A 24606-nucleotide genomic window follows, 5' to 3' on the forward strand; every position below is an offset into this window, starting at 1 on the left:
CGCCGCCGCCCGGCCCGGGGTTGCCGCGGAATCGAAAATTCCTGACGGAGATGCCGGGGGCCTCAGTCCGAGGTCGGCGCGAAGTCGCCCCGTACGTCGTCCCGTTCCCCCGGCGTGCCCGAGGTGCCGGCCTCGACCGAGTACACGTCGTCGCCCGCGTCCCGCTTCCCCTCGGCGTGGTTGTACTGGCCCGCGAACACATACGTACCGACCGGGACGGTCCGTCCCGCTCCGAGGGTCCAGCGGTAGACGAGGAAGCCGTCGTCCTTGTCCACCGAGACCTCGAAGTCCTCGGCGGGCAGCGAGCGCCAGTTGCCGGTGTCCGCGACCTCGCCGGTCAGCGCGACGCGCAGTTCGACGGTGAGCGAGGTCAGCGGCTTCTTCGCCTTGACGGTGACATTGCTCTGCGCCCAGTGGGTGCTGCTGCCCGGGTCGATCGAGCCGTCCGCCCAGAGCAGGTCCGCTGCGGACGGGCTCTGCGAGGGCTCGCTCTCCGGCGGGTCGGACGGGCGCTGCGTGTGCGGAGTCCCGGTCGGTCGCGGTGCGGACGGGGTGGGCAATGCGGACGTACGGAGCGGCTCGGGGGTCGCCGACGGGGTGGTCGGTGTGACCACGGGTGCGGAGGTCGTCGCCACGGTCTGCGGGAGTGGGTCCTCATCGCTCACGGAGGAAGCGACGGCGTACCCGCCGACGGCGAAGACGCCGGCCACGGACGCGGTCGCGCTCACGACGCGCAGCCAGGACATCGCAGGCCCGGGGGCCCGGTGCGCCGCCGCGGCCTCATGGCCGCCCATGCCCCGCTCCACGCGGGCACGCATGCGCTCCCGGTCGGGCGTGTGCGTGTGCGCAGCGCCCCGCAGCCGGCGGCGCAGGTCGTCGTCCTTCATGCTGTCCTCCCTCCCGGGGCCGCGGCCTGCACCCGTTCCACTCCGGGGAGCGGGGTCAACTGCCGTTGCAGTTCGGCCATTCCCTTCGACGTCTGGCTCTTCACCGTACCCACCGAGATCCCCAGGGCGAGGGCCGTGTCCCTCTCGGAGAGATCGAAGGCGTGCCGCAGCACCACACAGGCCCGCTTGCGGAACGGCAGTCTGCTCAGCGCCTCCTGTACGTCGATCACGGCAGGCACGTCCGGGCCGTCCGTCACCTCGCTCTGGCTCGACCAGAACAGTGTGATCCTTCTGCGCTCGCGCACCGCGCTGCGGATACGGCTGCGCGCCATGTTGGCCACCACTCCACGGGCGTACGCGACGGGGTATTCGGCTGCGCGCATCCGGTCCCAGCGCCGCCAGAGCGCGAGCAGGGCATCCGCCGCCAGGTCGTCCGCTCCGGTGGAGTCGCCGGTCAGCAGGTGAGCGAGGCGCGAGAGTTCGGCGAAATGCGCCTCGAAGAAGGCATCGAACTCCCTGGTTGCGTCATCAACGGCCGCACACATGGGCACCTCGCTCACCGACCCGAACATGCGTTGTTCGCAATTTCGTACAACATCTGGAATGCCGAACGCCGAACGATAGAGGCGGGCACACGAGAGGTCAAACGGCCGACGGAGGCCCTGCTTTCCGCCGGGAACGGACTCCGCGGAGGCGGCAACCTTCCGGGGACCTGCGGCGACCAGGAGACGTATCGGTCCCTCTACGACGACGACGAGGTCCCCCATGTCCCGATCCCCGCACGTCTCCCACCGCCGCCGCCGCCGAGGGCGCGCGCTCGCCGGAGGGGCACTCGCCGCCGCGCTCACCGTGACCGCGGGTGTTCTGTCGGTCGGTCAGTCGGCCGGGGCGGCCGAGGAGATCTCCGCGCCCGCCAACAAGGCCACCGCTGCACTGGCCGCCGCGCGCGTGGCCGAGAAGCTGGACCGCGGTCTGGTCGCCGTGCCCGCGAGCGGTGGTGTGATGGTCACCTGGCGCATGCTCGGCAGCGACGCCGAGAGCGTGTCCTTCAAGCTGTACCGCGGCTCCACACTGATCACGGAGACCAAGAAGACCAACTTCCTCGATCCGGACAGCAGTTCCAGCTCCTCGTACGAGATCCGGGCCATCGTGAACGGTGTCGAACAGCCCGGCGAGAAGTCGGGCGTCTGGGCCTCGGGCCGTCTCGACATTCCCCTCGACAAACCGGCGGGCGGAACCACCCGGGACGGCGTCGCCTACACCTACGCCGCCAATGACGCCTCCACCGCAGACCTGGACGGCGACGGCGCCTATGAACTGGTGCTGAAGTGGGTGCCGTCCAACGCCACCGATGTGGCCAACTCCGGTACCTGTACCGGGCCGACGGTCTACGACGCTTACGAGCTGAGCGGCAAGCGGCTGTGGCGGGTCGACCTGGGGACGAATGTGCGCAGCGGCTCGCACTACGACTCGTTCCAGGTGTACGACTACGACGGCGACGGCAAGGCCGAGATGGCCGTGCGCACCTCCGACGGCTCCAAGGACTCCGCGGGCACCGTCGTCGGTGACGCGACGGCCTCGCATCTCGCCGCCAACTGCGCGGTGCTGAGCGGACCCGAGTATCTGTCCGTCTTCAACGGGCAGACCGGCAGGGTGATGGACTCCGTTCCCTTCGAGCCCGCCCGCGGCGCGGTCTCCGACTGGGGCGACACCTGGGGCAACCGGGAAGGCCGGCTGCTCTCCGCCACCGCGTACCTCAACGGTTCGGCACCCAGCATGATCTTCAGCCGGGGCATCTACGAGCGCATCGCGATCGCCGCGTACGACTGGAACGGCACCGACCTCAACCGCCGCTGGAAGTTCGACACCAACAGCTCCACCAACGCCGGCAAGGGTTACGACCAGCAGGGCAACCACAACCTCGCGGTCGCCGACGTGGACGCGGACGGCAAGGACGAGATCATCTACGGCGCCATGGCCGTCGACGACAACGGCAACGGGCTGTGGACCACCAGGCTGGGGCACGGCGACGCGCTGCACGTGGGCGATCTGAACCCGGCCCGCCCCGGCCTGGAGTCCTTCAATGTGCACGAGCACACCGACTCCGCGTACGGCTACGAGATGCACGACGCGAAGACCGGCGCGATCCTCTGGGGAACCAAGACGGGCACCGACGTCGGCCGCGGCATCTGCGCAGACCTGACGCGCAGTTACGCCGGTGCCGAGTGCTGGTCGAGCGGTGGCGGACTGTTCGCGGCCGACGGCACCAAGATCAGTGATGCGGTCCCGACCTTCGGCGGCGGAGCCTCGTACAACTCCGCCATCTGGTGGGACGGCGACGCCAACCGTGAACTCCTCGACCACCGCTGGTCGGGCACGGCGGGTGTCGGCTACGCCCAGGTACTGAAGTACAACGGCGTGCCGGAGCTCAGCCGCATCTGGTACGACCAGGACGCCAAGTCCAACAACTGGACCAAGGGCAGCCCCGCGCTGAGCGCCGACCTCCTCGGCGACTGGCGCGAGGAGATGCTGTGGCGCAACAACGACTCCACGGCGCTTCGGCTGTACTCCACCCCGCACCCCACGGAGTTCCGCCTGCCGACGCTGATGAGCGACCCGGTCTACCGGCTCGGCGTGGCCTGGCAGAACACCGGATACAACCAGCCGCCGCAGGTCAGCTACTACCTCGGCACGAAGTAGCAGTCCCCCCTCTCCAGCCCCCCAGACGGAAGGCCCACCACCATGCAGCACCGACGCCCCCGGCTCTCCCGCACCGGCAAGATCGCCAGTGGACGCAGGCCCTGGTCCGCCGCAACCTGCTGACCAACGACAAGTATCTGTCGGGTATCTGAGGCGGGCACCGAGGTCTTCAAGGGCAAGGGCCGCCTGGACACCAGCGCGTACTCGGTGGACGTGCACTGAGACCGGTGGCCCATTGAGATGATGGGCCGCAGGGGGTGTCCGCAGCGTCCCGCCCCCACCCACGAGAGGGACAGATCAGTGACCGCCACAGCCGACCGGAGTCCGTACCGCGAGCGTGCCGGAACCGGCCGGTGAGGGGGCGCGCGAAGCCGCCCGCGGCGCCGCTGCCGCAGCGGGACGGCATCGATCCGGTGCGGCTCCGGCTGCCGGATGATCCCGAGGCCGGACGGGGGACGGTCCGGGATCATCTGCTGGAGCGGTTCGGGGCCGCGATCGGGGCGGAGCGCGTGGACGCGATGTTCGCCGAGGGGCGGTTCGTCGGTGCCGACGGCGCCGCGGTGGGGCCCGACGAGCCGTACACGGCCGGCCGGTACCTCTGGTTCCACCGGGACTTCGCGCCGGAGGAGCCGGTGCCGTTCCCGGTGCGTGTGGTGTACCGGGACGCGCACCTCGTCGTCGCCGACAAGCCGCACTTCCTCGCGACCACCCCGCGCGGCCGGCACATCACCGAGACGGCGGTCGCCCGGCTGCGCCGCGAGCTGGGGGCCGGGCAGCTGCAGCCCGCGCACCGGCTGGACCGGCTGACCGCGGGCCTCGTCCTGTTCGTCGTACGGCCCGAGGAGCGAGGGGCTTACCAGACGCTGTTCCGGGACCGGCTCGTACGCAAGGAGTACGAGGCGGTGGCACCGTACGATCCGCGTCTCGCCTTCCCGCGCACCGTGCGCAGCCGGATCGTGAAGGATCGGGGGGTGATTGCCGCCCGTGAGGAGCCCGGTGAGCCGAACAGCGAGAGCCGGATCGAGCTGCTGGAGCACCGGGAGGGGCTCGGGCGCTACCGGCTGCTGCCGGCGACCGGGCGGACCCATCAGCTGCGGGTCCATATGAACGCCCTGGGGCTGCCGCTCGTCCATGACCCGGTCTACCCGGTGGTGGAGGAGGAGAGCGGCGCCGACGACTACACGCGGCCTCTTCAACTGCTGGCCCGCGTACTGGAGTTCACCGATCCGGTCACGGGCGAGCCGCGCCGCTTCGAGAGCGGGCTGCGGCTCTCCGCGTGGCCGGACCGGTGAGCGCGGGCCTAGGTCCTGTCGTCAAAGTGCCGTCGTCCGCCCGGAGGGCGGGCCGCGCGGCGTCTGGTGCGTGCGATCGCAAGGCGCCGGGATGCCCTTGTAGCGGAGCTACTCGGGCATTTCGGCAACGCAGCGAGCGTGCGTGCCAGACGCCGCGCGGCAGGCGGAACTATGACGACAGGGCCTAGTGGCCGCGGGTGATCCACTCCTGGAGGTGCGGGGCCTCCGCGCCGATGGTGGTGGTGTCGCCGTGTCCGGTACGGACGGTGGTCTCCGCCGGCAGGGCGAGCAGCCGGTCCCGGATCGAGGTGACGATCGTCGGGAAGTCGGAGAACGACCGGCCGGTGGCGCCGGGGCCGCCCTGGAAGAGCGTGTCACCGGTGAAGACGGTGCCCAGCTCGGGGGCGTACAGGCAGACCGCGCCCGGTGCGTGACCGGGGGTGTGCAGGACCTGGAGGCGGAGGCCGGCGATCTCCAGTTCCTGGCCGTCGGCGAGCTCGCCGTCGGGTGCGCGGCCCGGATGGGTCTGCTTCCACAGCGGCAGGTCGTCGGGGTGCAGCAGAATCGGCGCGCCGGTGGCGGCGGCGAGGGCCGGCGCCGCGTCGATGTGGTCGTTGTGGGCGTGGGTGCAGATGATCGCCCGCAGCGTACGGCCGTCGAGCGCGGCCTCGATGGCCGCCGCGTCGTGGGCGGCGTCGATGACGACGGCCTCGGTGTCGTCGCCGACGATCCAGACGTTGTTGTCGACGTCCCACTCGCCGCCGTCGAGGGCGAAGGTGCCGGAGGTCACCAGGTGGTCGATGCGTGCGGTCATCCCGAACTCCTTGCGTGGATACCCCGTGCTTCAGCTCGGGGAGGAATCGCATTCTTGGCCCGGAGCCGCGAAGCGGCGGAGCCCCGGGTGTGTATCCGTTCTGGCCGTCGGCCTTCACGAACAGACCTGATAGTTTGTGAGATGCGAAGACCGAGCTGGTGAAGCGGGCGTTCAAGTACCGCTTCCACCCCACGAACGAGCAGGCAGCGGAGCTGTCGCGCACGTTCGGGTGTGTCCGCAAGGTCTACAACCTGGCGTTGGAAGCCCGCACGGTTGCGTGGTTCCAGCGTCAGGAACGGGTGAACTACAACGCCACGTCGGCGATGCTGACGCAGTGGAAGAAGACCGAGGAGCTGGCCTTTCTCCGCGAGGTGTCGTCGGTGCCGTTGCAGCAGACGCTGCGGCATCTGCAAGGGGCGTTCTCGAACTTCTTCGAGGGCCGGGCGAAGTATCCCCGGTTCAAGTCGAAGAAGAAGACGCGCCGTTGTGCGGAGTACACCAAGTCGGCGTTCACCTACCGAGATGGTGCGCTGACGCTCGCGAAGATGAGGAGTCCTCTCGCGATCGCGTGGTCCCGGCCTCTCCCTCAGGGTGCGGAGCCGTCCATGGTGACCGTGTCCCAGGACAGTGCGGGCCGCTGGTTCGTGTCCATGCTGTGTGAAGATGCCTCCGTCGGGCCCCTGCCGGTCCTTGACACCGCTGTGGGCATCGACGCAGGGATCACCACTCTGGTGACACTGTCCACCGGAGAGAAGATCACCAACCCCCGGCATGAACGCCGGGACCGCGCGCGCCTGGCCAGGGCTCAGCGGGTCCTGGCGAAGAAGGAGAAGGGCTCCCGGAACCGGGACAAGGCCCGCGTCAAGGTCGCCAAGGTGCACGCCCGGATCGCCGACCGGCGCCGGGACTTCCTGCACCAGCTCACCACTCGGCTCGTTCGTGAGAACCAAACGATCGTGATCGAGGACCTGACCGTGCGCAACATGGTCAGGAACAAGAGTCTGGCTCGCGCCATCTCGGACGCGGCCTGGACGGACATGCGGTCCATGCTGGAGTACAAGTGCACGTGGTACGGCAGGAACCTGGTCGCCATCGACCGCTGGTTCCCCTCCTCCAAGCTGTGCTCCGCATGCGGCACCGTCCTGGACAAGCTGCCGCTGAACGTCCGCGAATGGACGTGCGGCTGCGGTACGACGCATGACCGCGACGTGAACGCGGCACGCAACATTCTGGCCGCCGGACTGGCGGTTACAGCCTGTGGAGCGGGTGTAAGACCTCAACGGGAGTCCTCCCGGACGGGGCAACCTGCCGCGAAGCAGGAAACCCTCACTGCGAAGTGAGGAATCCCCCTCGATCACGAGGGGGAGGATGTCAACAGAAAACCACCACCGAGCGCAGGACGTCGCCGTCGTGCATCCGGGCGAACGCCTGCTCGATGTCGCCGAGGCCGATGGTCTCGGTGACGAACGCGCCGAGGTCGATCCGGCCCTGCTGGTGCAGGTCGATGAGCATCGGGAAGTCGCGCGAGGGCAGGCAGTCCCCGTACCAGGAGGACTTGAGCGAGCCGCCGCGGCCGAACACGTCGAGCAGCGGGAGTTCGAGCTGCATCTCGGGGGTGGGGACGCCGACGAGGACGACCGTGCCGGCGAGGTCGCGGGCGTAGAACGCCTGCTTGTACGTCTCCGGGCGGCCGACCGCCTCGATGACGACGTCCGCGCCGTTGCCACCGGTCAGGGCGCGGATCGCCTCGACCGGGTCGGTGGAACGGGAGTTGACGGTGTGCGTGGCACCCATCGTCTTCGCCGTCTCCAGCTTCCGGTCGTCGATGTCTACCGCGATGATCTTCGCCGCGCCCGCCAGCCGCGCACCGGCGATGGCCGCGTCACCGACGCCGCCGCAGCCGATCACGGCGACCGAGTCGCCGCGGCCGACCTGGCCGGTGTTGACGGCGGCGCCGATGCCCGCCATGACGCCGCAGCCGAGGAGCCCGGCGACGGCCGGGGAGACCTCCGGGTCGACCTTGGTGCACTGGCCCGCGGCGACGAGAGTCTTCTCGGCGAACGCGCCGATGCCCAGCGCGGGCGAGAGCTCGGTGCCGTCGAGCAGCGTCATCTTCTGCGTGGCGTTGTGGGTGTCGAAGCAGTACCAGGGCCGGCCGCGCAGACAGGCGCGGCACTGACCGCACACGGCACGCCAGTTGAGGACGACGAAGTCGCCGGGCTCGACGTCCGTGACGCCCTCGCCGACGGACTCGACGATCCCTGCGGCCTCGTGGCCGAGCAGGAACGGGAAGTCGTCGTTGATGCCGCCCTGCTTGTAGTGCAGGTCGGTGTGGCAGACACCGCACGCCTGGATCTTCACCACGGCCTCGCCGGGACCGGGGTCCGGGATCACGATGGTCTCGACCCGTACCGGCTCGTTCTTCCCCGGTGCGATGACCCCTTGCACCTGCTGCGCCATACCGTGGTCTCCCTGTTTCCGACTGGTGTGAAGATCGATCACGGACAACCGTACGCCCAGGGGAATGTACCGCCGGCCCCCGCGGCGCGTGCCGTTCCGCGGGGGCCGCGCGTCGTGCTCAGTCCTCGGAGTCGTGGACCTTCCGGCCGCCGACATAGGTCCGCAGGACGCGTGTGGAACCGATCTCCCCGGCCGGGCCCGCGTACGGGTCGCGGTCCAGGACCACCAGGTCGGCGAGGGCCCCGGCGCGCAGGGAGCCGGTGTCGTCGAGGTGGTTCACATGGGCCGAGCCCGCCGTGTACGCGGCGATGGCGGCGGTCAGCGAGATGCGCTGCCCGGGGAGGAAGGCCGGGCCCTCGGAGTCGGGAGTGATCCGGTTGACGGCGGTGTGGATGCCGTGCAGCGGGTCGGCGCTGGAGACCGGCCAGTCGCTGCCCGCGGCGACGGTGGCGCCGGACCGCAGGAGTGCGCCGAACGGATACTGCAGGGCGGCCCGCTCGGCGCCGAGGAAGGGGATGGTCAGCTCGTCCATCTGCGGTTCGTGGGCGGCCCACAGCGGCTGGATGTTGGCCGTGGCGCCGAGTTCGCGGAACCGGGGGATGTCGTCGGGGTGGACGACCTGGAGGTGGGCGAGGTGGGGGCGGGTGTCGGTGCGTCCGTTGGCGGTGCGGGCGGCCTGGATCGCGTCCAGGGCCTCGCGTACCGCGCGGTCGCCGAGGGCGTGGAAGTGTGCCTGGAAGCCGAGGGCGTCCAGTTCGGTGACGTACCGGCGCAGCTCCACCGGGTCGACGAAGCTGGTGCCGCTGTTCGCGGTGACGCAGCCGCAGGCATCGAGGTACGGGGTGAGGAGTGCGGCGGTGCCGGTCTCGGCGACGCCGTCCTGCATGATCTTCACGGACCCGGCCCGGAAGGGGCCGGTGCTCAGCTCGGCGCGCCTGGCGACCAGTTCGGGTATCTGCTCGGCGCCCCGGTCGCGGTCCCACCAGAGGGCGCCGACGACCCGGGCGGTGAGTGATCCGTCGCGGGCGGCGGTGAGATAGGCGTCGGAGGGATCGTCCATGGAGCTGTAGGAGCCGACGATGGCGTCCTGCCAGGCGGTGATGCCGTAGGCGTGGAGAATCCGCTGGGCACGCAGCAGGGCGGCGAGGCGGTCGGCGGGGGTGGACCTGGGGGTGAGCCGGGCGACCAGGTCCATGGCGCCCTCCTGGAGGAGACCGGTGGGCTCGCCCCGCTCGTCGCGCTCGATGCGGCCGTCGGCGGGTTCGGGGGTGTCCCGGGTGAGGCCGGCGAGTTCCAGGGCTCGGGTGTTGACCCAGGCGCCGTGGTGGTCGCGGTTGACCAGGTAGACGGGCCGGTCCGGTACGACGGCGTCGAGCAGGTCGCGGGTGGGGGCGCCGCCGTCGAAGGCCTCCATGGACCAGCCACCGCCGGTGATCCACTCCTGGTCGGGGTGACGGGTGGCGTAGGTGCGTACGGCGGCGACGGTGTCCGTTGCCGTACGGGATTCCGTGAGGTCGCACTGGGCGAGTTCGAGACCGGCACCGACCGGGTGGATGTGGGCGTCCTGGAATCCGGGGACGAGCAGTCGTCCGGCGAGGTCGACGACCTCGGTCTTCGGGCCGATCAGCTCGCGGACCTCGTCGTGGCCGACGGCGGTGATGCGGTCGCCGGTGACGGCGAGGGTGGTGGCGCGGGTGCGGGCGGCGTCCAGGGTGAGGACGGGGCCGCCGGTGAAGACGAGGTCGGCGGGTGCGTGGTGCATGGGTGGTTGCGTTCCGTTTCCGTGCGGGGGTGGCGTGTGGTGAACCGTCAGGCCGCTTCGGTGATCTGCGGTTCGGCCGGTGCGGTGGAGCGTCCGGTGACGAAGTACGGGGACTTCCTTACCCACTTGGCCCAGGCCGCCGCGATGACGCCGGTCAGCAGCATGACAGCGGGACAGAGGAGCATGAACCAGCCGTTGTCCGGGCTGATTTCGAAGTGGTCGGCGGAGGTGTAGAAGGTCCAGCACAGATATCCGCCGAGGCCGAGCAGGAAGAGCGCGCTGAGGACAGGGAGGACCACGGCCCGCAGGGCCTCGGACCAGCTCTCGCTCAGGGCGCCGCGGAAGCGGGTGGCGGCGGCCAGGGCGGTCAGCGCGTAGTAGAGGGAGACGACGACACCGATCGCGTTGACGGAGGCCAGGATGAGGTCGCCGACCTTGGGGATGACCAGCGAGAGGACGGCCACGGCGGCGGCGACGCAGCCGATCGCGACGGTGCCGGCCGCCGGAGTCCCGTAGCGGGGGCTGATCTTCGTCCAGAGCGGGCCGAGCGTACGGTCGCGGCCCATCGCGAACATTCCGCGGACGGTAGGGATCACCCCGGACTGGAGGGATGCGACGGCGGAGAAGGTGAGGGCGATCAGCGGGAGCGCGGCGAGCGGCTGGTCGGCGAGCCGGTCGCCGAAGTAGGTGAGGCCCTGGGCGCCGTGGCCGGTCAGCTCGTCGAGCGAGAGCACGCGCTGGAAGGCGAAGGAGCCGAGCAGGAAGAGGCCGAGCATGGTGAAGAGGGTGATGAACCCGGCCCGGGAGGCGTCCTCGGGGTCGCGGACCTCCTCGTTGACGCTGAACGAGGAGTCGAAGCCCCAGTAGCAGAAGACGGACAGCAGGAGTCCTTGGGCGAGTTGCTGACCCGAGGGGATGGTGAACGGGTTGAGCCAGTCCAGGCTGAAGGGGTGCGGGCCGACGACGAGTCCGTATCCGCAGAAGCCGAGGAGTACGACGTACTCGAAGACCAGCAGGTACTTCTGGAGGTTGGCGGCCGAACGGGTGCCGACGATGGCGGTAAAGGTGACCGCCACCAGGACGAAGATTCCGAGGGCGGTCGCCTGAGCCGTGGAGTCGGGGTCGAGGCGGAGGCCGGCGAGCTCGTGCAGGCCGGCCTCTCCCACGAGCTGGAGGAGGGCGGAGCCGGTGACGGTCGTGGTGTACGAGAGGAAGACGACCGTGGAGGCGATGCCGATCCAGCCGACGAGGAAGCCGAGCCAGGGGCTGAGGGAGCGGCCCACCCAGACGTAGCCGCTGCCCATGTTCGGCTCGACCCTGTTGAGCCGGGAGTAGGCGCACGCGATGCCGAGGATCGGCAGGAACCCGAGCAGCATGATGATCGGCAGGTGCAGGCCGACGGCGCCCGCGGTGACACCGAGGCCGATGCCGATGCTGGTGGTGGCGGCCGTGGAGGAGGCGGCGATGGCCACGCCGTCGACGACACCGAGGCTCTTGCGCAGGGTCTGCGAGGGCTGCGGGGCCGGTGGGTCGTTGCCGTACGGGGTGCGTGGGACGGTCACGTTCACTCCTTCGCCGGGGGGCGCCGTTCGGGCCCCGATGGCGGCACATCGAACTCCGCGACGGGTTCACACGTCAACGCTGTTGTCATAAGGTGCGGGCCATGAGCGCGAGCGAGCGGGTGGTGCCGGAGGGGGCGCGGCGGCGCAGGCGTCCCACCAAGCAGGGCACGGTGCTGTCCGAGCAGCTGATCGTGGAGACGACGCTGCGGCTGATCGGCGAGCACGGGGCGGCGGCGCTGACGGTACGCCGGCTCGGCGCCGCACTGGGGTGCGATCCGAGCGCCGTCTACCGGTACTTCAGGGACACGGACGAGCTGTTGCTGGCGGTGGCCGACGAGTTGATCGGCCGTACGTTGAACAACTGGCGTCCTACCGGGGACTGGCGTGCCGATCTTCGGGCGCTGGGGCTGAAGATGCACGCGGACTACATGGCGCATCCGCAGGCGGCGATGCTGGCCTGCTCCCGGGTGACGGGGCGGACGCACGAGATGCGGTCGGTGGACGCGATTCTCGGGGTGCTGCGCGGGGCGGGGTTCCCGGATGCTGAGGCGGTGCGGATCTACCACGTGTTCGTCGACCAGACGCTGTCGTTCGCCGCGCTGGACGCGTCGACGCTGGTGCTGCCGGTGCGGGCCCAGGAGTTGGAGGTGCGGACGTGGCGTGAGACGTACGCGGAGGTCTCGGCCGGTACGTATCCGCACATTGCTGCGACGGCGGGAGTGCTGGTCGCGGAGATGAGCCGCAGTGGGTATCCGGCTGCGCTGGAGATGGTGCTGGCGGCGGCTGCGGGGCGGTTGGCGCATGTACGGGGGGTGGGGGGCGGGGGGTTGTAGGCGCCGGAGGCGTCCGGGCGCCGCTTTGTCCTCAATCGCCGGACGGGCTCGGTTTGGCCGCGTGGGCTTGATCGTGGCGCGTGGGCTTGATCGCTACGGGGCCAGTACGTCCAGTTCATGGAGGGCACCCAGTGCGATTTCCTTGGTGAGGCGTTCCGCTGCCTCCGCGTCGGCCTCGCGGACCGCTTCGGCCAGGCGGACGTGCAGCGTGACGGCGGCCGGGTCCGGGTCCTCGAACATGACCTGGTGGTGGGTGCGGCCCGCCAGGACCTCGGCCACCACGTCGCCGAGCCGCGCGAACATCTCGTTGCCCGAGGCGTTGAGCACGATCCGGTGGAACGCGATGTCGTGCCGCAGATAGCCCTCCAGCTGCTGACCGCGTGAGGTGGCGACCATGCCGAGTGCGCACTCCGTGAGGGCGGCGCACTGTTCCGGAGTGGCGTTCGTCGCGGCAAGGCCCGCGGCGACCGGTTCGATCGCCGACCGCAGCACCGTGAGGGAACGCAGCTGGCGCGGGCGGTCGGAGCCCGCCAGCCGCCACCGGATGACCTGCGGATCGTAGACATTCCATGCCTCGGTCGGCCGTACGGTCACGCCGACCCGGCGCCGCGACTCGACGAGGTGCATGGATTCGAGGACGCGGACCACTTCGCGTACGACCGTGCGGGAGACCTCGAAGCGCTGGGCCAGCTCGTCCGTGCGCAGCACGCTGCCGGGCGGGAACTCACCCGCGGCGATCTCCAGGCCCAGGGTGTCCAGCACGTGTGTATGCAGCCCCTGGCCCTGTGTGGTCATGGCCACAAGCCTACGGGGCACACTTCGGGAACAAAAAGTACGACGTTTATGTCACAGCCTCTTGAATAAGTCGTACGTAATAGGTTTCAGTAGCGCGACGGACCGATGTCGAAGAAGACAGCGAGGCACCAAATGAGCACCCCCCACGTCGTTGTGGCGATGGGCGTAGCAGGGACCGGCAAGACCACGATCGGACCTCTGCTCGCCGCCGAACTCGGCGTTCCGTACGCGGAGGGCGACGACTTCCATCCCGCGGCGAACATCGCCAAGATGTCGGCCGGTACCCCGCTGGACGACTCGGACCGCATGCCCTGGCTCGACGCGATCGGGCAGTGGGCGCACAGCCGGGCCGGTCTCGGCGGCGTCGTCAGCAGCTCGGCGCTCAAGCGCTCCTACCGCGACCGTCTGCGGGCCGAGGCACCCGGTGTCGTCTTCCTTCACCTGACCGGTGACCGGGACCTCATCGAGCGCCGGATGGCGGACCGCAAGGGCCACTTCATGCCGACCGCACTGCTCGACTCCCAGTTCGCCACCCTGCAGCCGCTGCAGGAGGACGAGGCGGGCGTCGCTGTCGACGTGTCCGGCACCCCCGAAGAAATATCCGACCGAGCCGTCGCCGCACTGCGCCGGCTCGATAGCCAAAGCTAAGGATCACCACCGTGACCGGTCTCAGTGTCGAGATGCTGGCAGCGGACGCCGTCGAACCCATCACTTCGGCAGGCAACGCGCAGTTGGGCATCGCAGTCCTGGCGGGCATCGCCGTCATCGTTCTGCTCATCACCAAGTTCAAGATGCACGCCTTCCTGGCCCTGACCATCGGCTCACTGGCGCTCGGCGCCTTCGCCGGGGCTCCGCTGGACAAGACGATCACCAGCTTCTCCACCGGCCTCGGCTCGACCGTGGCCAGTGTCGGTGTTCTCATCGCGCTCGGCGCGATCCTGGGCAAGCTGCTCGCAGATTCCGGCGGCGCGGACCAGATCGTCGACACGATCCTCGCGAAGGCGAGCGGGCGTGCCATGCCGTGGGCGATGGTGCTGATCGCCTCGATCATCGGTCTGCCGCTGTTCTTCGAGGTCGGCATCGTGCTGCTGATCCCGGTGGTGCTGCTGGTCGCCAAGCGCGGCAACTACTCCCTGATGCGGATCGGTATCCCGGCGCTCGCCGGACTCTCCGTGATGCACGGGCTGATCCCGCCGCACCCCGGTCCGCTCGTCGCCATCGACGCCCTGGACGCCAATCTCGGCGTCACGCTGGCGCTGGGTGTGCTCGTCGCGATTCCCACGGTGATCATCGCAGGCCCGGTCTTCTCCCGTTACGCGGCCCGCTGGGTCGACATCCAGGCGCCCGAGAAGATGATTCCGCAGCGTCCCTCCGAGGACCTGGACCGTCGTCCGGGCTTCGGCGCCACGCTGGCGACCGTGCTGCTGCCCGTCGTGCTGATGCTGGTCAAGGCCTTCGTCGACATCGTCGTGGACAACCCGGAGAACCAGATCCAGCGGGTCACCGATGTGATCGGCTCGCCGCTCATCGCGCTGCTCGCCGCCGTGATCCTCGGAATGTTCACGCTCGGCCGGGCCGCCGGATTCACCAAGGCACGGCTCTCCACCACCGTCGAGAAGTCCCTCGCGCCGATCGCCGGTGTGCTGCTGATCGTCGGTGCGGGCGGTGGCTTCAAGACCACCCTGATCGACGCCGGTGTCGGCCAGATGATCCTGGAGTTCTCCGAGAACTGGTCGATCCCGGCCCTGCTGCTCGGCTGGCTGATCGCCGTCGCGATCCGCCTCGCGACCGGTTCGGCCACGGTGGCCACCATCTCGGCGGCCGGTCTGGTCGCCCCGCTGGCAGCCGACATGTCGACGTCCCACGCGGCGCTGCTCGTCCTCGCCATCGGTGCCGGTTCGCTCTTCTTCAGCCACGTCAACGACGCGGGTTTCTGGCTGGTGAAGGAGTACTTCGGCATGGACGTCGGCCAGACGGTCAAGACCTGGTCGGTGATGGAGACCATCATCTCCGTCGTCGCCCTGGGCTTCATCATGCTGTTGTCGCTCGTCCTGTAGTCAGTCCTCCGGCTCCCGCCACTGCGGGTGCCGACGGCGGGCCCACTGGCGCTCGACCGACCCGGTACGCATGCCACTGCGTGCCTCCGGGTCGGCGAGCGCCATCGCCATGTGTGCAGCCAGCACGATGCCGATCGCCAGCGCCAGCCAGTCGTGTACGAACGTCGCACTCGTGCGCCACACCAGCGGCGCGAGGCCGGTGAACCACATCAGCAGCCCGGTACCGAGCATCACGAGCAGGGCGCCCGCGATCCAGGCGGCATAGAGCTTCTGGCCCGCGTTGAACTTCCCGGCGGGCCGGGAAGCGGCCCGGTGGTCGCGGCGCAGGGCCGCGCGCAGCCACTGCCTGTCGTACGGGGCGAAGCGGTTGAGCCGGGAGAGATCGGCACGCAGCGCCCGCGACGCGAGGCCCACGAGCAGCGGTACGGGGATCAGCAGCCCGGACCATTCGTGGACGGTGACCACGAGGTGGCGGCGGCCGACGAGTTCGGCGAGCTGGGGAACGTACAGGAAGGCGGCGGTGGCCACGCACAGGAGCGTCAGCCAGGCCGTGATGCGGTGCGTCCAGCGCTGGGCCGGGGTGAACCGGCCCACCCGCGCGGAGGATTCAGACGGTGGGGGCGTCGTCGCGGCCGTTGGACCGGCCGACCCAGGCGTCGACGTCATATCCGAGCTCCTCCCAGTATCCGGGGCGCACGGAATCGGTGACGGTGATCCCGGAAAGCCATTTCGCCGACTTGTAGAAGTACATGGGGGCCACGTACAGCCGGACCGGCCCGCCGTGGGAGTGGCCGAGCGGCTGGTCCTGCATCCGCAGCGCGACCAGTACGTCGTCGCGCCTGGCCTGCTCGATCGTGAGGCTTTCGCTGTAGGCACCGTCGAAGCAGGTGAAACGGATGGCCTTCGCCCCGGGCCGTACACCCGCCGCGTCCAGCAGAGCGGAGAGCCGCACCCCCTCGAAGGGGGTCTCGGGGACCCGCCAGCCGGTGACGCACTGGACATCGCGGACCAGTCGGGTCTGCGGCAGTGCCTTGAGGGAGTCCAGGGTGTACGTGGTGGGCCGGTCCACGAGCCCGTCCACGGTGAGGCGGTATTCGGCGGCGCTCTTGCGCGGTACGGAGGAGGCCACCGAGTAGTAGCGGAAGCCTCCGCCGTTGGGCAGGAGGCCGGTCAGTCCTGTGGGGTCCTTGTCGGCGACCGCCCCGAGGCCGGTCTCCATGACCCGCTGAAGTGCCGGTGCGGCGACCACGGCCGCCGCGCCCGCGCCGAGCACGGCCAGGACCAGACGGCGTCCGACGGGCGGACCTTGGGCATCGGGAGGGCGACTGTTCACGCCCCCAATAGAACACCCGCGGCCTCCTCTCACCAGGGGCCGCGGGTGTCCGTCACTCTTCGGTAAGAAGGTCCCTCAGCTCGCGGCGGCGTCGGCCTCGGCCTCGGCGGCCTTCTCCAGCTGGAACGCCTCGTTGCCGAGGCCGATCCTGGCGTGCAGCTCCGGCTTGGTGGAGCGCAGCACGGCGCCGTACACCAGGCCGCCGACGAGGGCGGCGCCGATGATGCCGGGCAGCAGCCAGGTGAGGGACGAGCCGGGGCCGGAGCCGACCAGCACGTCGAAGTCCCGGACGGTGAGGACGGCGATGGCCAGCAGGGCGAGGCCGGCCAGGCCCGAGGCCACCAGGCGGGGCGCCTGCGCCCGGCCCGCGCCGCGCCGCACGAAGAAGGCGATGACGGCGAACGCGGCGGCGGCCATCAGCAGGATGACGCCCAGCGCGCCGACGTTGCCCATCCAGGTGAACAGCTGCAGCACCGGCACGGTGGGGTCGCCGACCGGGTAGTCGTCGGTGAGGGCGAAGGCCAGCACGATGACGAGGGAGAGCCCGGACTGGAGGAGCGAGCCGGTGGCGGGGGCGCCGCTCTTCTTGTTCGTACGGCCGAAGGCGGCGGGCAGCAGGCCCTCGCGGCCCATCGCGAACGCATAGCGGGCGACGACGTTGTGGAAGCTGAGGAGCGCGGCGAACATGCCGGTGACGAAGAGGACGTGGAGTACGTCGGTGAACGTGCCGCCGAGCCGCTCCTCGGTGAGGCCGAAGAGCATGCCCGGGCCCTCCTTCAGCGAGGTGGCCGCGACGAAGCCGGGGCCGGTGGCGACGGTCACCGCCCAGGAGCTGACGGCGAGGAACAGGGCCGCGTACCCGACGGCCAGGAACATCACGCGCGACACGACGATCTGCGGGCGGCTGGTCTCCTCGGCATAGACGGGGGCCTGTTCGAAGCCGACGAACGCCGCGATGCAGAAGCAGAGCGCGGTGCCGAGCCCCGCCCCGGTGAGCGTGTCGGGGTTGAACGCGTGCAGCGACAGGCCCTCGGGGCCCGGCTGGCTGACGGCGGCGATGTCGAAGATCACGACGAGGGCGCATTCGACGACCAGCAGCACGCCGAGCACCTTGGCGTTGAGGTCGATCTTGAGCCAGCCGAGGGCGCCGACGACCACGACGGCCACGAGCGCCGGCATCCACCAGGTGATCTCGATGTCGAGATACGTGGCGAAGAGCCCGGAGACCTCGAAGCCGAGGATGCCGTAGATGCCGACCTGCATGGCGCTGTACGCGACCAGGGCGACGAGCGAGGCGCTCGCGCCGGCCGTCGGGCCGAGCCCGCGCGCGATGTACGCGTAGAAGGCACCGGCGTTGTGCACATGCCGGCTCATCTCCGCGTAGCCGACGCTGAACAGCATGAGGACGATGCCGAGGATGACGTAGAGCAGCGGCTGGCCGACGATGCCCATCACGCCGAAGACCGTGGGCATCACACCGGCGACGACCATCAGCGGGGCGCTGGCAGCGAGGACCGAGAGCAGCAGTCCCGGGGTGCCGAGCCGGTCGGCCCGCAGTGCGCGTTCCTCACCCTTGTAGGTGTTGATCCCGCCGGTGTCGCCGGTCACCTTCGCGGCACCGGCCCGTCTGGTATCTGAACTGCCCGTCGACATGGCAGGGTTGGTCCCTTCGTTGAGTGCGATGCGGTGCAGGTCACGGGGCACCGAGCGCGAAGCGGCGCGCGGCGAGGAACTCGGGGTACGGATCGCGGCCCGAGTACGACCAGGGAGCCGCGGTGAGGTGCGGGCCGATGCGGTGGAAGAGGGCCGCGGCCTCGGCCTGCCGCCCTTCGCACACCTTGGCGTGGGCGAGGAAGTTGAGGTCGGCTCGGTGGCGGGGGTGGTCCTCGCGCTCCCATTCCAGCCACCAGTCGAAGGCGGCCTTCATGACTTGTCTGGCCCGCCGTCCCGACCAGTGGCCGGAGCCGGCCGGGTCGGCGGACTCGCTGCCCGCGGCGACGAGGACGCGGTAACGCTCGGCGTGCGCGACCACGGGGAGCACGGCGAGCGGTGAGTCGGCGGGGGCCTGCTCGGCGGCCCAGGCGGCGAAGTCGTAGACCTCGTGCAGGGGGTCCTGGCCGCTCTCGGGGTGGCTCTCGGCGAGCTGGGCGGTCATCAGGTGGTGCGCCTGATGGTGCTCGGGGTGGCGGGCGCGGATCTCCTCGAAGTGCCGGGCGGCCTCCTCCCGTGCGCCGTCCTCTCCCTGCGAGCCGCGTGCGCCGTCGAGCATCAGCAGGGCCAGCCAGGGCGTCGGGTCGGCCGGGTCGAGCCGGGTGGCGGCGAGGCAGGCTTCGCGGGCCCGGTCGGGTGCTCCGGCGGACGCCTTGGGGCGCAGGGCGCGGGCGACCGCGGCGCAGGCGAGGAGCGTGGTCGCGTCGGTGCTGTCCGGTTCGGCGAGGAGCCAGTCCTCGGCCCAGCCGTGGGCGGACGGTGCCGCGGCGAGTGCGACGACGCGGTGGCCCCTGCGGTCCCAGTCCGTGCCGGTCGCGGCGAGGAGCGTACGCACCCTGGTCCACCGGCCCTGCTCGAACTGGCCTCGCGCGTCGATGAGTTCGCTGTCGTCGAGCGCCGGGTCGAACGGGTGGCCCGGACGACCGCCCCTTCGGCGGGAGCGGCCCAGGGGCGGCGGAGGCGGGGACATCCGCAGACTTCTTTCGATGCGATGTGCGAGCAAATGATCGCGCACAGCAAAGCGGTAGGCAACACTCCGAGTCAAGGGGCGACCTTCTCCAACTCCTCTCGCTTCCGCCACAGTTGGCCGGGAGCGTCCCGGTCGGGAGAGGTTCGTGCAGCTCACCGCGGGTGTCGGGGGTGCGCGGAGTGACGCGTGCCACACTGACGCCATGGAGAATCGTGAACCTCTCAAACCACTCCTCTTCGTCTTCCCGGGGCCGCTGCGCGACCAGTTGGTCGCCGCGGTGCTCGCCGGTGCGAAGGTGTCCACGTCCGGTCTGCTGGCCGAATACGAGGTGGAGAAGGAGGAGTTGCCTCCGGTGGGTGAGCGGTCCGCGCTGATCGACTCGGACGGGCGGGAGGTCGCAGTGGTGGAGGTGACGGACGTCCGGGTGGTGCGGCTCGGAGACATCGGGCTCCAGCACGCGATCGACGAGGGCGAGGGCTGCACGACGGTCGCCGAGTGGCGGGCCTCGCACGAACGGTTCTGGCACAGCGAGGAAATGCGGGAGGCGCTCGGCGATCCGGAGTTCACGGTCGACGACGACACGATGATCGTGGCCGAGCGGTTCCGGGTGGTGGAGGTGCTGGATCCGCGGGGGTGAGGGGCGGGGGGCGAAACCGGGGCTCCGCCCCGGACCCCGCTCCTCAAACGCCGGAGGGACTTGGGGAGTTAGCCCACCGCCTGGGCCGCCGCCCGTCCCGCCGCCCGGCCCGAGAAGATGCAGCCGCCGAGGAACGTGCCCTCCAGCGACCGGTAGCCGTGGACTCCGCCGCCGCCGAAGCCTGCCGCCTCCCCCGCCGCGTACACCCCTGGCAGCGGGCTGCCGTCCGCCGCGAGGACGCGTGAGGACAGGTCCGTCTCCAGGCCGCCCAGCGATTTACGGGTGAGGATGTTGAGGCGCACCGCGATCAGCGGGCCCGCCTTCGGGTCGAGGATGCGGTGCGGCTTCGCCGTACGGATCAGCTTGTCGCCGAGGTAGGCGCGAGCCCCGTGGATCGCCGTGACCTGAAGGTCCTTGGTGAACGGGTTGGCGATCTCGCGGTCGCGTGCGGTGATTTCGCGGCGCAGCTCGTCCTCGTCGATGAGGCTGTCGCCGGTCAGCGCGTTCATTCCGCGTACGAGGGCACCGAGGTCGTTCTCGACGACGAAGTCCACGCCCTTGTCCATGAACGCCTTGACGGGCGCCGGTACGTCGGCGCGGGCGCGGCCGATCACGTCGCGGATCGACTTGCCGGTGAGGTCCGGATTCTGCTCGGAGCCGGAGAGTGCGAACTCCTTGCCGATGATCCGCTGGTCGAGGACGAACCACGTGTAGCCGTAACCCGACTTCATGATGTGGTCGAGGGTGCCTAGCGTGTCGAAGCCGGGGAAGAGCGGGACCGGGAGCCGCTTGCCGCGGGCGTCCAGCCAGAGGGACGAGGGGCCGGGGAGGATCCGGATGCCGTGCCTGGCCCAGATCGGGTTCCAGTTCTCGATGCCCTCGGTGTAGTGCCACATCCGGTCGCGGTTGATGTGGTGCGCGCCCGCCTCCTCCGCGATCCCGAGCATCAGCCCGTCGACGTGGGCCGGGACGCCGGAGAGCATCTTCTCGGGCGGGGTGCCGAGCCGCTCGGGCCACTGGGACCGTACGAGGTCGTGGTTGCCGCCGATGCCGCCGGAGGTGACGATCACGGCCTGGGCCTTCAGTTCGAAGGTTCCGGTGGCCTCGCGGCTGCTCGCGGTGCCACGTTCGGCGCCGCTCGGTTCGAGGATCTCGCCGGTGACCGTGTCGACCGTGCCCGCCGACCGGCCGAGGCCGGTGACCCGGTGGCGGAAGGCGAAACGGACGAGACCCTTGGCGACGCCCTCGCGCACCCGCCGCTCGAAGGGGGCGACGACGCCGGGGCCCGTACCCCAGGTGATGTGGAAGCGGGGGACGGAGTTGCCGTGGCCCGTGGCGTCGTATCCGCCGCGTTCCGCCCAGCCCACGACGGGGAAGAACCGCATGCCCTGGGCGTGCAGCCAGGACCGCTTCTCGCCGGCCGCGAAGTCGACGTACGCCTCCGCCCACTTGCGCGGCCAGTGGTCCTCCTCGCGGTCGAAGCCCGCGGTGCCGTACCAGTCCTGGAGGGCCAGGTCGTGGCTGTCCTTGATGCGCACCCGGCGCTGCTCGGGCGAGTCGACGAGGAAGAGGCCACCGAAGGACCAGTGCGCCTGACCGCCGATGGACTGCTCGGGTTCCTGGTCGAGCAGGATCACCGAACGTCCCGCGTCGACGAGCTCGGCGGTCGCCACCAGCCCCGCGAGCCCTGCCCCGATCACGATCACATCAGCGTCGTACGCCATGGGATTCCGTCCTTGTCACCAAGTTACTCGTGCGTCAGATCTTGGGTTCGGGCCGCTGCCACGTCAACCGTCCCGCGCCTCCCGCCTGCGGCGGTGATGCCGGGGGCCTGGCGCTGGATTATTAATAATGGCCAGCATTACAGTGGAGTCATGGCGAGAACGTCGGGAACCGACACCAGGGTCAAGCTGCTCCGCGCCGCCGAGGAGCTCTTCGCGGCGCAGGGAATCCACGGGGCACAGATACGGGACATCGTGCGGCTGGCCGGACAGAGCAACCCGTCCGCCGTGCAGTACCACTTCGGCTCACGGGCCGGACTGCTCGACGCGGTGACGGCGGGCCGCCAGGAGCGCGCCGAGCAGGTGCTGGCCCCGCTCCTCGCGGAGCTGGACGAGGACGCCGGCGTACGGGAGCTGCTGACGGTGCTGGTGACCTCCGAGGCCGGTCTGCTGGCCGACGACCGGGGCCGGCGCTGTCTGCGCGTCTCGGCGCAGCTCAGTCATGAGACCGGGCTGCGTACGGGAGTCCCGCATCCGGCGCTCGACGCCACCGCCTACGGGCGGCTGACCGCCCGGATCGGGGAGCGCCTGGAGGCCCTGCCCCGGCCCGTACGGTTGGAGCGGCTCGATCTGGCGCTCACCCTGATCGGCGCGGCGCTGGCCGACCGCGCCCGCCAGTACCTCGACGGCACCGAGCCACTGACCGGCGAAGAGCTCTTCCGCGCCGATCTCGTCGAGACCACCACCGCGTTCCTCCACGCCCCCACCCCCGCTCCCGTACCCGCCCAGAAGGACAGCGCAATGAGGACGGCATGACTGCTGCTGACGAGATCCTGGACATCGTCGACGAGAACGACGAGGTCGTCGGACAGGCCCCGCGCGGCGAAGCGACCGCGCTCGGCCTGCGTCACCGCTGCGTCTTCATCGAGGCGCGGGACGCGGAGGGCCGGCTGTTCGTGCACCGCAGGACCGCCACCAAGCTGGTCTTCCCCTCGCACTACGACATGTTCGTCGGCGGGGTCGTGGGCGCGGGCGAGTCCTACGACGAAGCGGCCCTGCGCGAGGCCGAGGAGGAGCTGGGCGTCACCGGACTTCCCCGCCCCGAACCGCTGTTCAAGTTCCTGTACGAGGGGGGCCACCACACCTGGTGGTCGTACGTCTATCAGGTGCGGTGCGAGCTGCCGGTGCGTCCGCAGGCCGAGGAGGTCGCCTGGCACACCTTCCTGACCGATGCGGAAGTGGAGCAGCGGTTCGGCGACTGGACGTGGGTCCCGGACGGGCTGGAGACGTACCGGCGACTGCGGGACTTCCGGGCGCGCTGAGCCGTGCCCGGAGCGTCGGCATCACGAAAGATAGGGTTCCCGGCGTGAACGAATTCGTGCGGGGTCTGCGGCTGTGGTTCGCGCCGCAGCGGCTCCGCGAAGAGGGTGCCACCCCCGACTACCGCTTCTCCCTCGCCAACGAGCGCACCTTCCTCGCCTGGCTTCGTACGGCCCTCGCGCTGATCGGCGGAGGTTTCGCCGTCGACCAGTTCCTTCCGGATCTGACCTGGGGCGTACGGACGTGTCTGGCGCTCGCGCTGCTCGCCTCCGGTGTGCTCTGTGCGCTGCGCGCGGTCAACCACTGGGTCCGGTGCGAGCGGGCCATGCGCCGGGGCGAGGATCTACCGGTCTCCCGCTTTCCGACCCTGCTGAGTCTCGCGATCGCCGCCGTCGCCCTGGCGATGGTGGTGGTGGTCGTCTTCGGCTGGGAGTCCTGATGCCGGACGCCGCGCGCGACCCCGGCCTCCAGCCGGAGCGGACCAGGCTGGCCTGGCGCCGCACCACCCTGTCCTGCACGGTGGTCGCCATCCTGGCGGGCCGGCAGGCGCTGCACGGCGGGACGGGTCCGGCGGCGCTGATCGCGGTGGCTCTGAGCGTGCTGGCCTGGCTGGGGTTTCTGCGGGTGGCGCATCTGCGGGTGACGGCCATGGTGACGGCCAGGCCGCGGCCGATGTCGCCGCGCAGCGCACTGACGTCGGCCGCGTGCACGGTCGCGCTGGCGGTGTTCGCCGCGGCGATGCTGTTCTGAACGCATGTGTTCACCGGGTGCGCCGGGTTGCCGTTTTGTCCTCAATCGCCGGACAGGCTTGATTCGGTGCCCCATTCCACGGCGACGATGATCTTTCCGCGGGTGCGGCCCTCCTCGTTGAGCCGGTAGGCGTCCGCGGCCAGTTCGAGCGGGAAGACCCGGTCCACATGGACCCGGACGATGCCCTGTTCGGCCAGCTCCGCCAGGTGGGCCAGGTCCGTGGCGTCGGGCCGTACGAAGGCGTACTTGCCTCCGTAGGAGAAGACCTCGGCGTCCGCGATGGAGACGAGGCGGCCGTCGGGCCCGAGCGTGTCGGCGGAGGCCCGCAGCGCGTCGCCGCCGACGGTGTCGAAGGCCGCGTCGATGCCCTCGGGGGCCAGGGCCCGCAGCCGGTCGGTGAGCCCTTCGCCGTACTCGACGGGTTCCGCACCCAGCTGCCGCACATGGTCGTGGTTGTGCGGACCGGCCGTACCGATGACCCGGCAGCCCGCGTGCCGGGCGAGCTGCACGGCCATCGAGCCGACGCCGCCGGCCGCCGCGTGGACGAGCACCGTCTCCCCACTGCGGATCTTCAGCGTGCGGTGCAGGACCTGGTACGCGGTGAGGCCGGTCAGCGGCAGGCCCGCGGCCTCCTCGAAGCTCAGGCTCAGCGGCTTGCGGGCCAGGGTGCGCACGGGGGCGGCGACGTACTCGGCGAACGTACCGCGGGAGAGGAAGTCCTCCCGTACGTACCCGATGACCTCGTCGCCCACCGCGAACTCGTCGACGGCGACGCCGGGCTGGACGACCACTCCGGAGACGTCCCAGCCGGGGATCACCGGGAAGACGGCTTCGAGGCCGGACTGGAGATAGCCTTCGCGGGCCTTCCAGTCGACCGGGTTGACGGACGCGGCCCGCACCTTCACCAGCACCGTGTCGGGGCCGACCTTCGGGTCGGGCCGCTCGCCGTACTCCATGACGTCGGCCGAGCCGTACCTGCTGTAGCTGATCGCCTTCATCTAAT

General features: G+C 70.3%; 24 protein-coding genes. 11 read left to right on the plus strand and 13 right to left on the minus strand.

Annotated elements, in window-relative coordinates:
- Positions 1–62: 62 nt before the first annotated feature.
- The gene (locus ACFT7S_RS09465) at positions 63–887 is read right to left on the minus strand and encodes a hypothetical protein (protein WP_382729117.1); all 825 of its coding nucleotides are present in this window, start codon (positions 885–887) and stop codon (positions 63–65) included.
- Positions 884–1432 (minus strand): SigE family RNA polymerase sigma factor, encoded by a 549-nt coding sequence (locus tag ACFT7S_RS09470; RefSeq protein ID WP_382729237.1) that lies wholly within the window; start codon positions 1430–1432, stop codon positions 884–886. Before ACFT7S_RS09470 ends, ACFT7S_RS09465 begins: the two co-directional genes overlap by 4 nt.
- A gap of 220 nt (positions 1433–1652) precedes the next feature.
- Between ACFT7S_RS09470 and ACFT7S_RS09475 the strand changes: the two genes are divergently transcribed.
- Together ACFT7S_RS09475 and ACFT7S_RS09480 are read left to right on the plus strand one after the other, a co-directional pair.
- A complete protein-coding gene (locus ACFT7S_RS09475) occupies positions 1653–3587 on the plus strand; it encodes a rhamnogalacturonan lyase (RefSeq protein ID WP_382729119.1) in 1935 nt (644 codons plus the stop codon).
- 353 nt (positions 3588–3940) lie between these two features.
- On the plus strand, positions 3941–4879 hold the full coding sequence (locus tag ACFT7S_RS09480; RefSeq protein ID WP_382729121.1) for an RluA family pseudouridine synthase: 939 nt from the start codon (positions 3941–3943) through the stop codon (positions 4877–4879).
- 184 nt (positions 4880–5063) lie between these two features.
- Here ACFT7S_RS09480 and ACFT7S_RS09485 read toward each other — a convergent pair whose 3' ends face one another.
- Entirely contained in the window at positions 5064–5693 is a 630-nt protein-coding gene (locus ACFT7S_RS09485; protein WP_382729123.1) for an MBL fold metallo-hydrolase, read from the minus strand.
- A gap of 158 nt (positions 5694–5851) precedes the next feature.
- On the opposite strand from ACFT7S_RS09485, the gene ACFT7S_RS09490 reads away from it, so the two are divergent.
- Entirely contained in the window at positions 5852–7033 is a 1182-nt protein-coding gene (locus ACFT7S_RS09490; protein ID WP_382729125.1) for an RNA-guided endonuclease InsQ/TnpB family protein, read from the plus strand.
- A gap of 31 nt (positions 7034–7064) precedes the next feature.
- Here the strand turns inward: ACFT7S_RS09490 and ACFT7S_RS09495 are convergent, their stop codons facing one another.
- The 3 genes from ACFT7S_RS09495 to ACFT7S_RS09505 form a co-directional block, all read right to left on the minus strand.
- Positions 7065–8153, minus strand: a complete 1089-nt coding sequence (locus ACFT7S_RS09495) for an S-(hydroxymethyl)mycothiol dehydrogenase (RefSeq protein ID WP_382729127.1) — start codon at positions 8151–8153, stop codon at positions 7065–7067.
- 118 nt (positions 8154–8271) lie between these two features.
- Positions 8272–9915, minus strand: coding sequence for an amidohydrolase (locus tag ACFT7S_RS09500; RefSeq protein WP_382729129.1), 1644 nt, complete (start codon positions 9913–9915; stop codon positions 8272–8274).
- A gap of 47 nt (positions 9916–9962) precedes the next feature.
- Positions 9963–11477, minus strand: a complete 1515-nt coding sequence (locus ACFT7S_RS09505; RefSeq protein WP_382729131.1) for an APC family permease — start codon at positions 11475–11477, stop codon at positions 9963–9965.
- A gap of 101 nt (positions 11478–11578) precedes the next feature.
- Here ACFT7S_RS09505 and ACFT7S_RS09510 point away from each other — a divergent pair, with 101 nt between their 5' ends.
- The gene (locus ACFT7S_RS09510; protein WP_382729133.1) at positions 11579–12310 is read left to right on the plus strand and encodes a TetR/AcrR family transcriptional regulator; all 732 of its coding nucleotides are present in this window, start codon (positions 11579–11581) and stop codon (positions 12308–12310) included.
- Positions 12311–12403: 93 nt separating this feature from the next.
- On the opposite strand, the gene ACFT7S_RS09515 is transcribed toward ACFT7S_RS09510, so the two are convergent.
- On the minus strand, positions 12404–13105 hold the full coding sequence (locus tag ACFT7S_RS09515) for a FadR/GntR family transcriptional regulator (RefSeq protein WP_382729135.1): 702 nt from the start codon (positions 13103–13105) through the stop codon (positions 12404–12406).
- Positions 13106–13237: 132 nt separating this feature from the next.
- Between ACFT7S_RS09515 and ACFT7S_RS09520 the strand changes: the two genes are divergently transcribed.
- Together ACFT7S_RS09520 and ACFT7S_RS09525 are read left to right on the plus strand one after the other, a co-directional pair.
- A complete protein-coding gene (locus ACFT7S_RS09520; protein WP_382729137.1) occupies positions 13238–13753 on the plus strand; it encodes a gluconokinase in 516 nt (171 codons plus the stop codon).
- 11 nt (positions 13754–13764) lie between these two features.
- The gene (locus ACFT7S_RS09525; protein WP_382729139.1) at positions 13765–15162 is read left to right on the plus strand and encodes a GntP family permease; all 1398 of its coding nucleotides are present in this window, start codon (positions 13765–13767) and stop codon (positions 15160–15162) included.
- Here the strand turns inward: ACFT7S_RS09525 and ACFT7S_RS09530 are convergent, their stop codons facing one another.
- The 4 genes from ACFT7S_RS09530 to ACFT7S_RS09545 all read right to left on the minus strand — a co-directional run bounded on the left by ACFT7S_RS09530 (position 15163) and on the right by ACFT7S_RS09545 (position 19175).
- Complete coding sequence (locus ACFT7S_RS09530) at positions 15163–15828, minus strand: cytochrome b/b6 domain-containing protein (protein ID WP_382729141.1); 666 nt, start codon at positions 15826–15828, stop codon at positions 15163–15165. It abuts the gene before it with no gap.
- Entirely contained in the window at positions 15770–16495 is a 726-nt protein-coding gene (locus ACFT7S_RS09535) for a molybdopterin-dependent oxidoreductase (protein ID WP_382729143.1), read from the minus strand. The genes ACFT7S_RS09530 and ACFT7S_RS09535 overlap by 59 nt, the downstream gene beginning before the upstream one ends.
- Positions 16496–16570: 75 nt before the next feature.
- The gene (locus tag ACFT7S_RS09540) at positions 16571–18148 is read right to left on the minus strand and encodes an APC family permease (protein ID WP_382729145.1); all 1578 of its coding nucleotides are present in this window, start codon (positions 18146–18148) and stop codon (positions 16571–16573) included.
- 40 nt (positions 18149–18188) lie between these two features.
- Positions 18189–19175, minus strand: a complete 987-nt coding sequence (locus ACFT7S_RS09545; RefSeq protein WP_382729147.1) for a hypothetical protein — start codon at positions 19173–19175, stop codon at positions 18189–18191.
- 202 nt (positions 19176–19377) lie between these two features.
- On the opposite strand from ACFT7S_RS09545, the gene ACFT7S_RS09550 reads away from it, so the two are divergent.
- A complete protein-coding gene (locus ACFT7S_RS09550) occupies positions 19378–19812 on the plus strand; it encodes an ASCH domain-containing protein (RefSeq protein WP_382729149.1) in 435 nt (144 codons plus the stop codon).
- A 68-nt stretch (positions 19813–19880) separates the two neighbouring features.
- Here ACFT7S_RS09550 and ACFT7S_RS09555 read toward each other — a convergent pair whose 3' ends face one another.
- Positions 19881–21536, minus strand: a complete 1656-nt coding sequence (locus ACFT7S_RS09555; protein ID WP_382729151.1) for an FAD-binding dehydrogenase — start codon at positions 21534–21536, stop codon at positions 19881–19883.
- A 150-nt stretch (positions 21537–21686) separates the two neighbouring features.
- On the opposite strand from ACFT7S_RS09555, the gene ACFT7S_RS09560 reads away from it, so the two are divergent.
- Genes ACFT7S_RS09560 through ACFT7S_RS09575 form a run of 4 tightly spaced genes read left to right on the plus strand, consistent with a single transcriptional unit; the run spans position 21687 to position 23603 of the window.
- Entirely contained in the window at positions 21687–22349 is a 663-nt protein-coding gene (locus ACFT7S_RS09560) for a TetR/AcrR family transcriptional regulator (RefSeq protein ID WP_382729153.1), read from the plus strand.
- Positions 22346–22855 (plus strand): NUDIX domain-containing protein, encoded by a 510-nt coding sequence (locus tag ACFT7S_RS09565; protein ID WP_382729155.1) that lies wholly within the window; start codon positions 22346–22348, stop codon positions 22853–22855. The genes ACFT7S_RS09560 and ACFT7S_RS09565 overlap by 4 nt, the downstream gene beginning before the upstream one ends.
- Positions 22856–22899: 44 nt before the next feature.
- A complete protein-coding gene (locus tag ACFT7S_RS09570) occupies positions 22900–23292 on the plus strand; it encodes a YidH family protein (RefSeq protein ID WP_382729157.1) in 393 nt (130 codons plus the stop codon).
- A complete protein-coding gene (locus tag ACFT7S_RS09575) occupies positions 23292–23603 on the plus strand; it encodes a DUF202 domain-containing protein (RefSeq protein WP_382729158.1) in 312 nt (103 codons plus the stop codon). Before ACFT7S_RS09570 ends, ACFT7S_RS09575 begins: the two co-directional genes overlap by 1 nt.
- A gap of 41 nt (positions 23604–23644) precedes the next feature.
- Here the strand turns inward: ACFT7S_RS09575 and ACFT7S_RS09580 are convergent, their stop codons facing one another.
- The gene (locus tag ACFT7S_RS09580; RefSeq protein ID WP_382729161.1) at positions 23645–24601 is read right to left on the minus strand and encodes an NADP-dependent oxidoreductase; all 957 of its coding nucleotides are present in this window, start codon (positions 24599–24601) and stop codon (positions 23645–23647) included.
- Positions 24602–24606 lie beyond the last annotated feature (5 nt).

This window comes from Streptomyces sp. NPDC057136 (assembly GCF_042670885.1).
Lineage (GTDB): Bacteria > Actinomycetota > Actinomycetes > Streptomycetales > Streptomycetaceae > Streptomyces.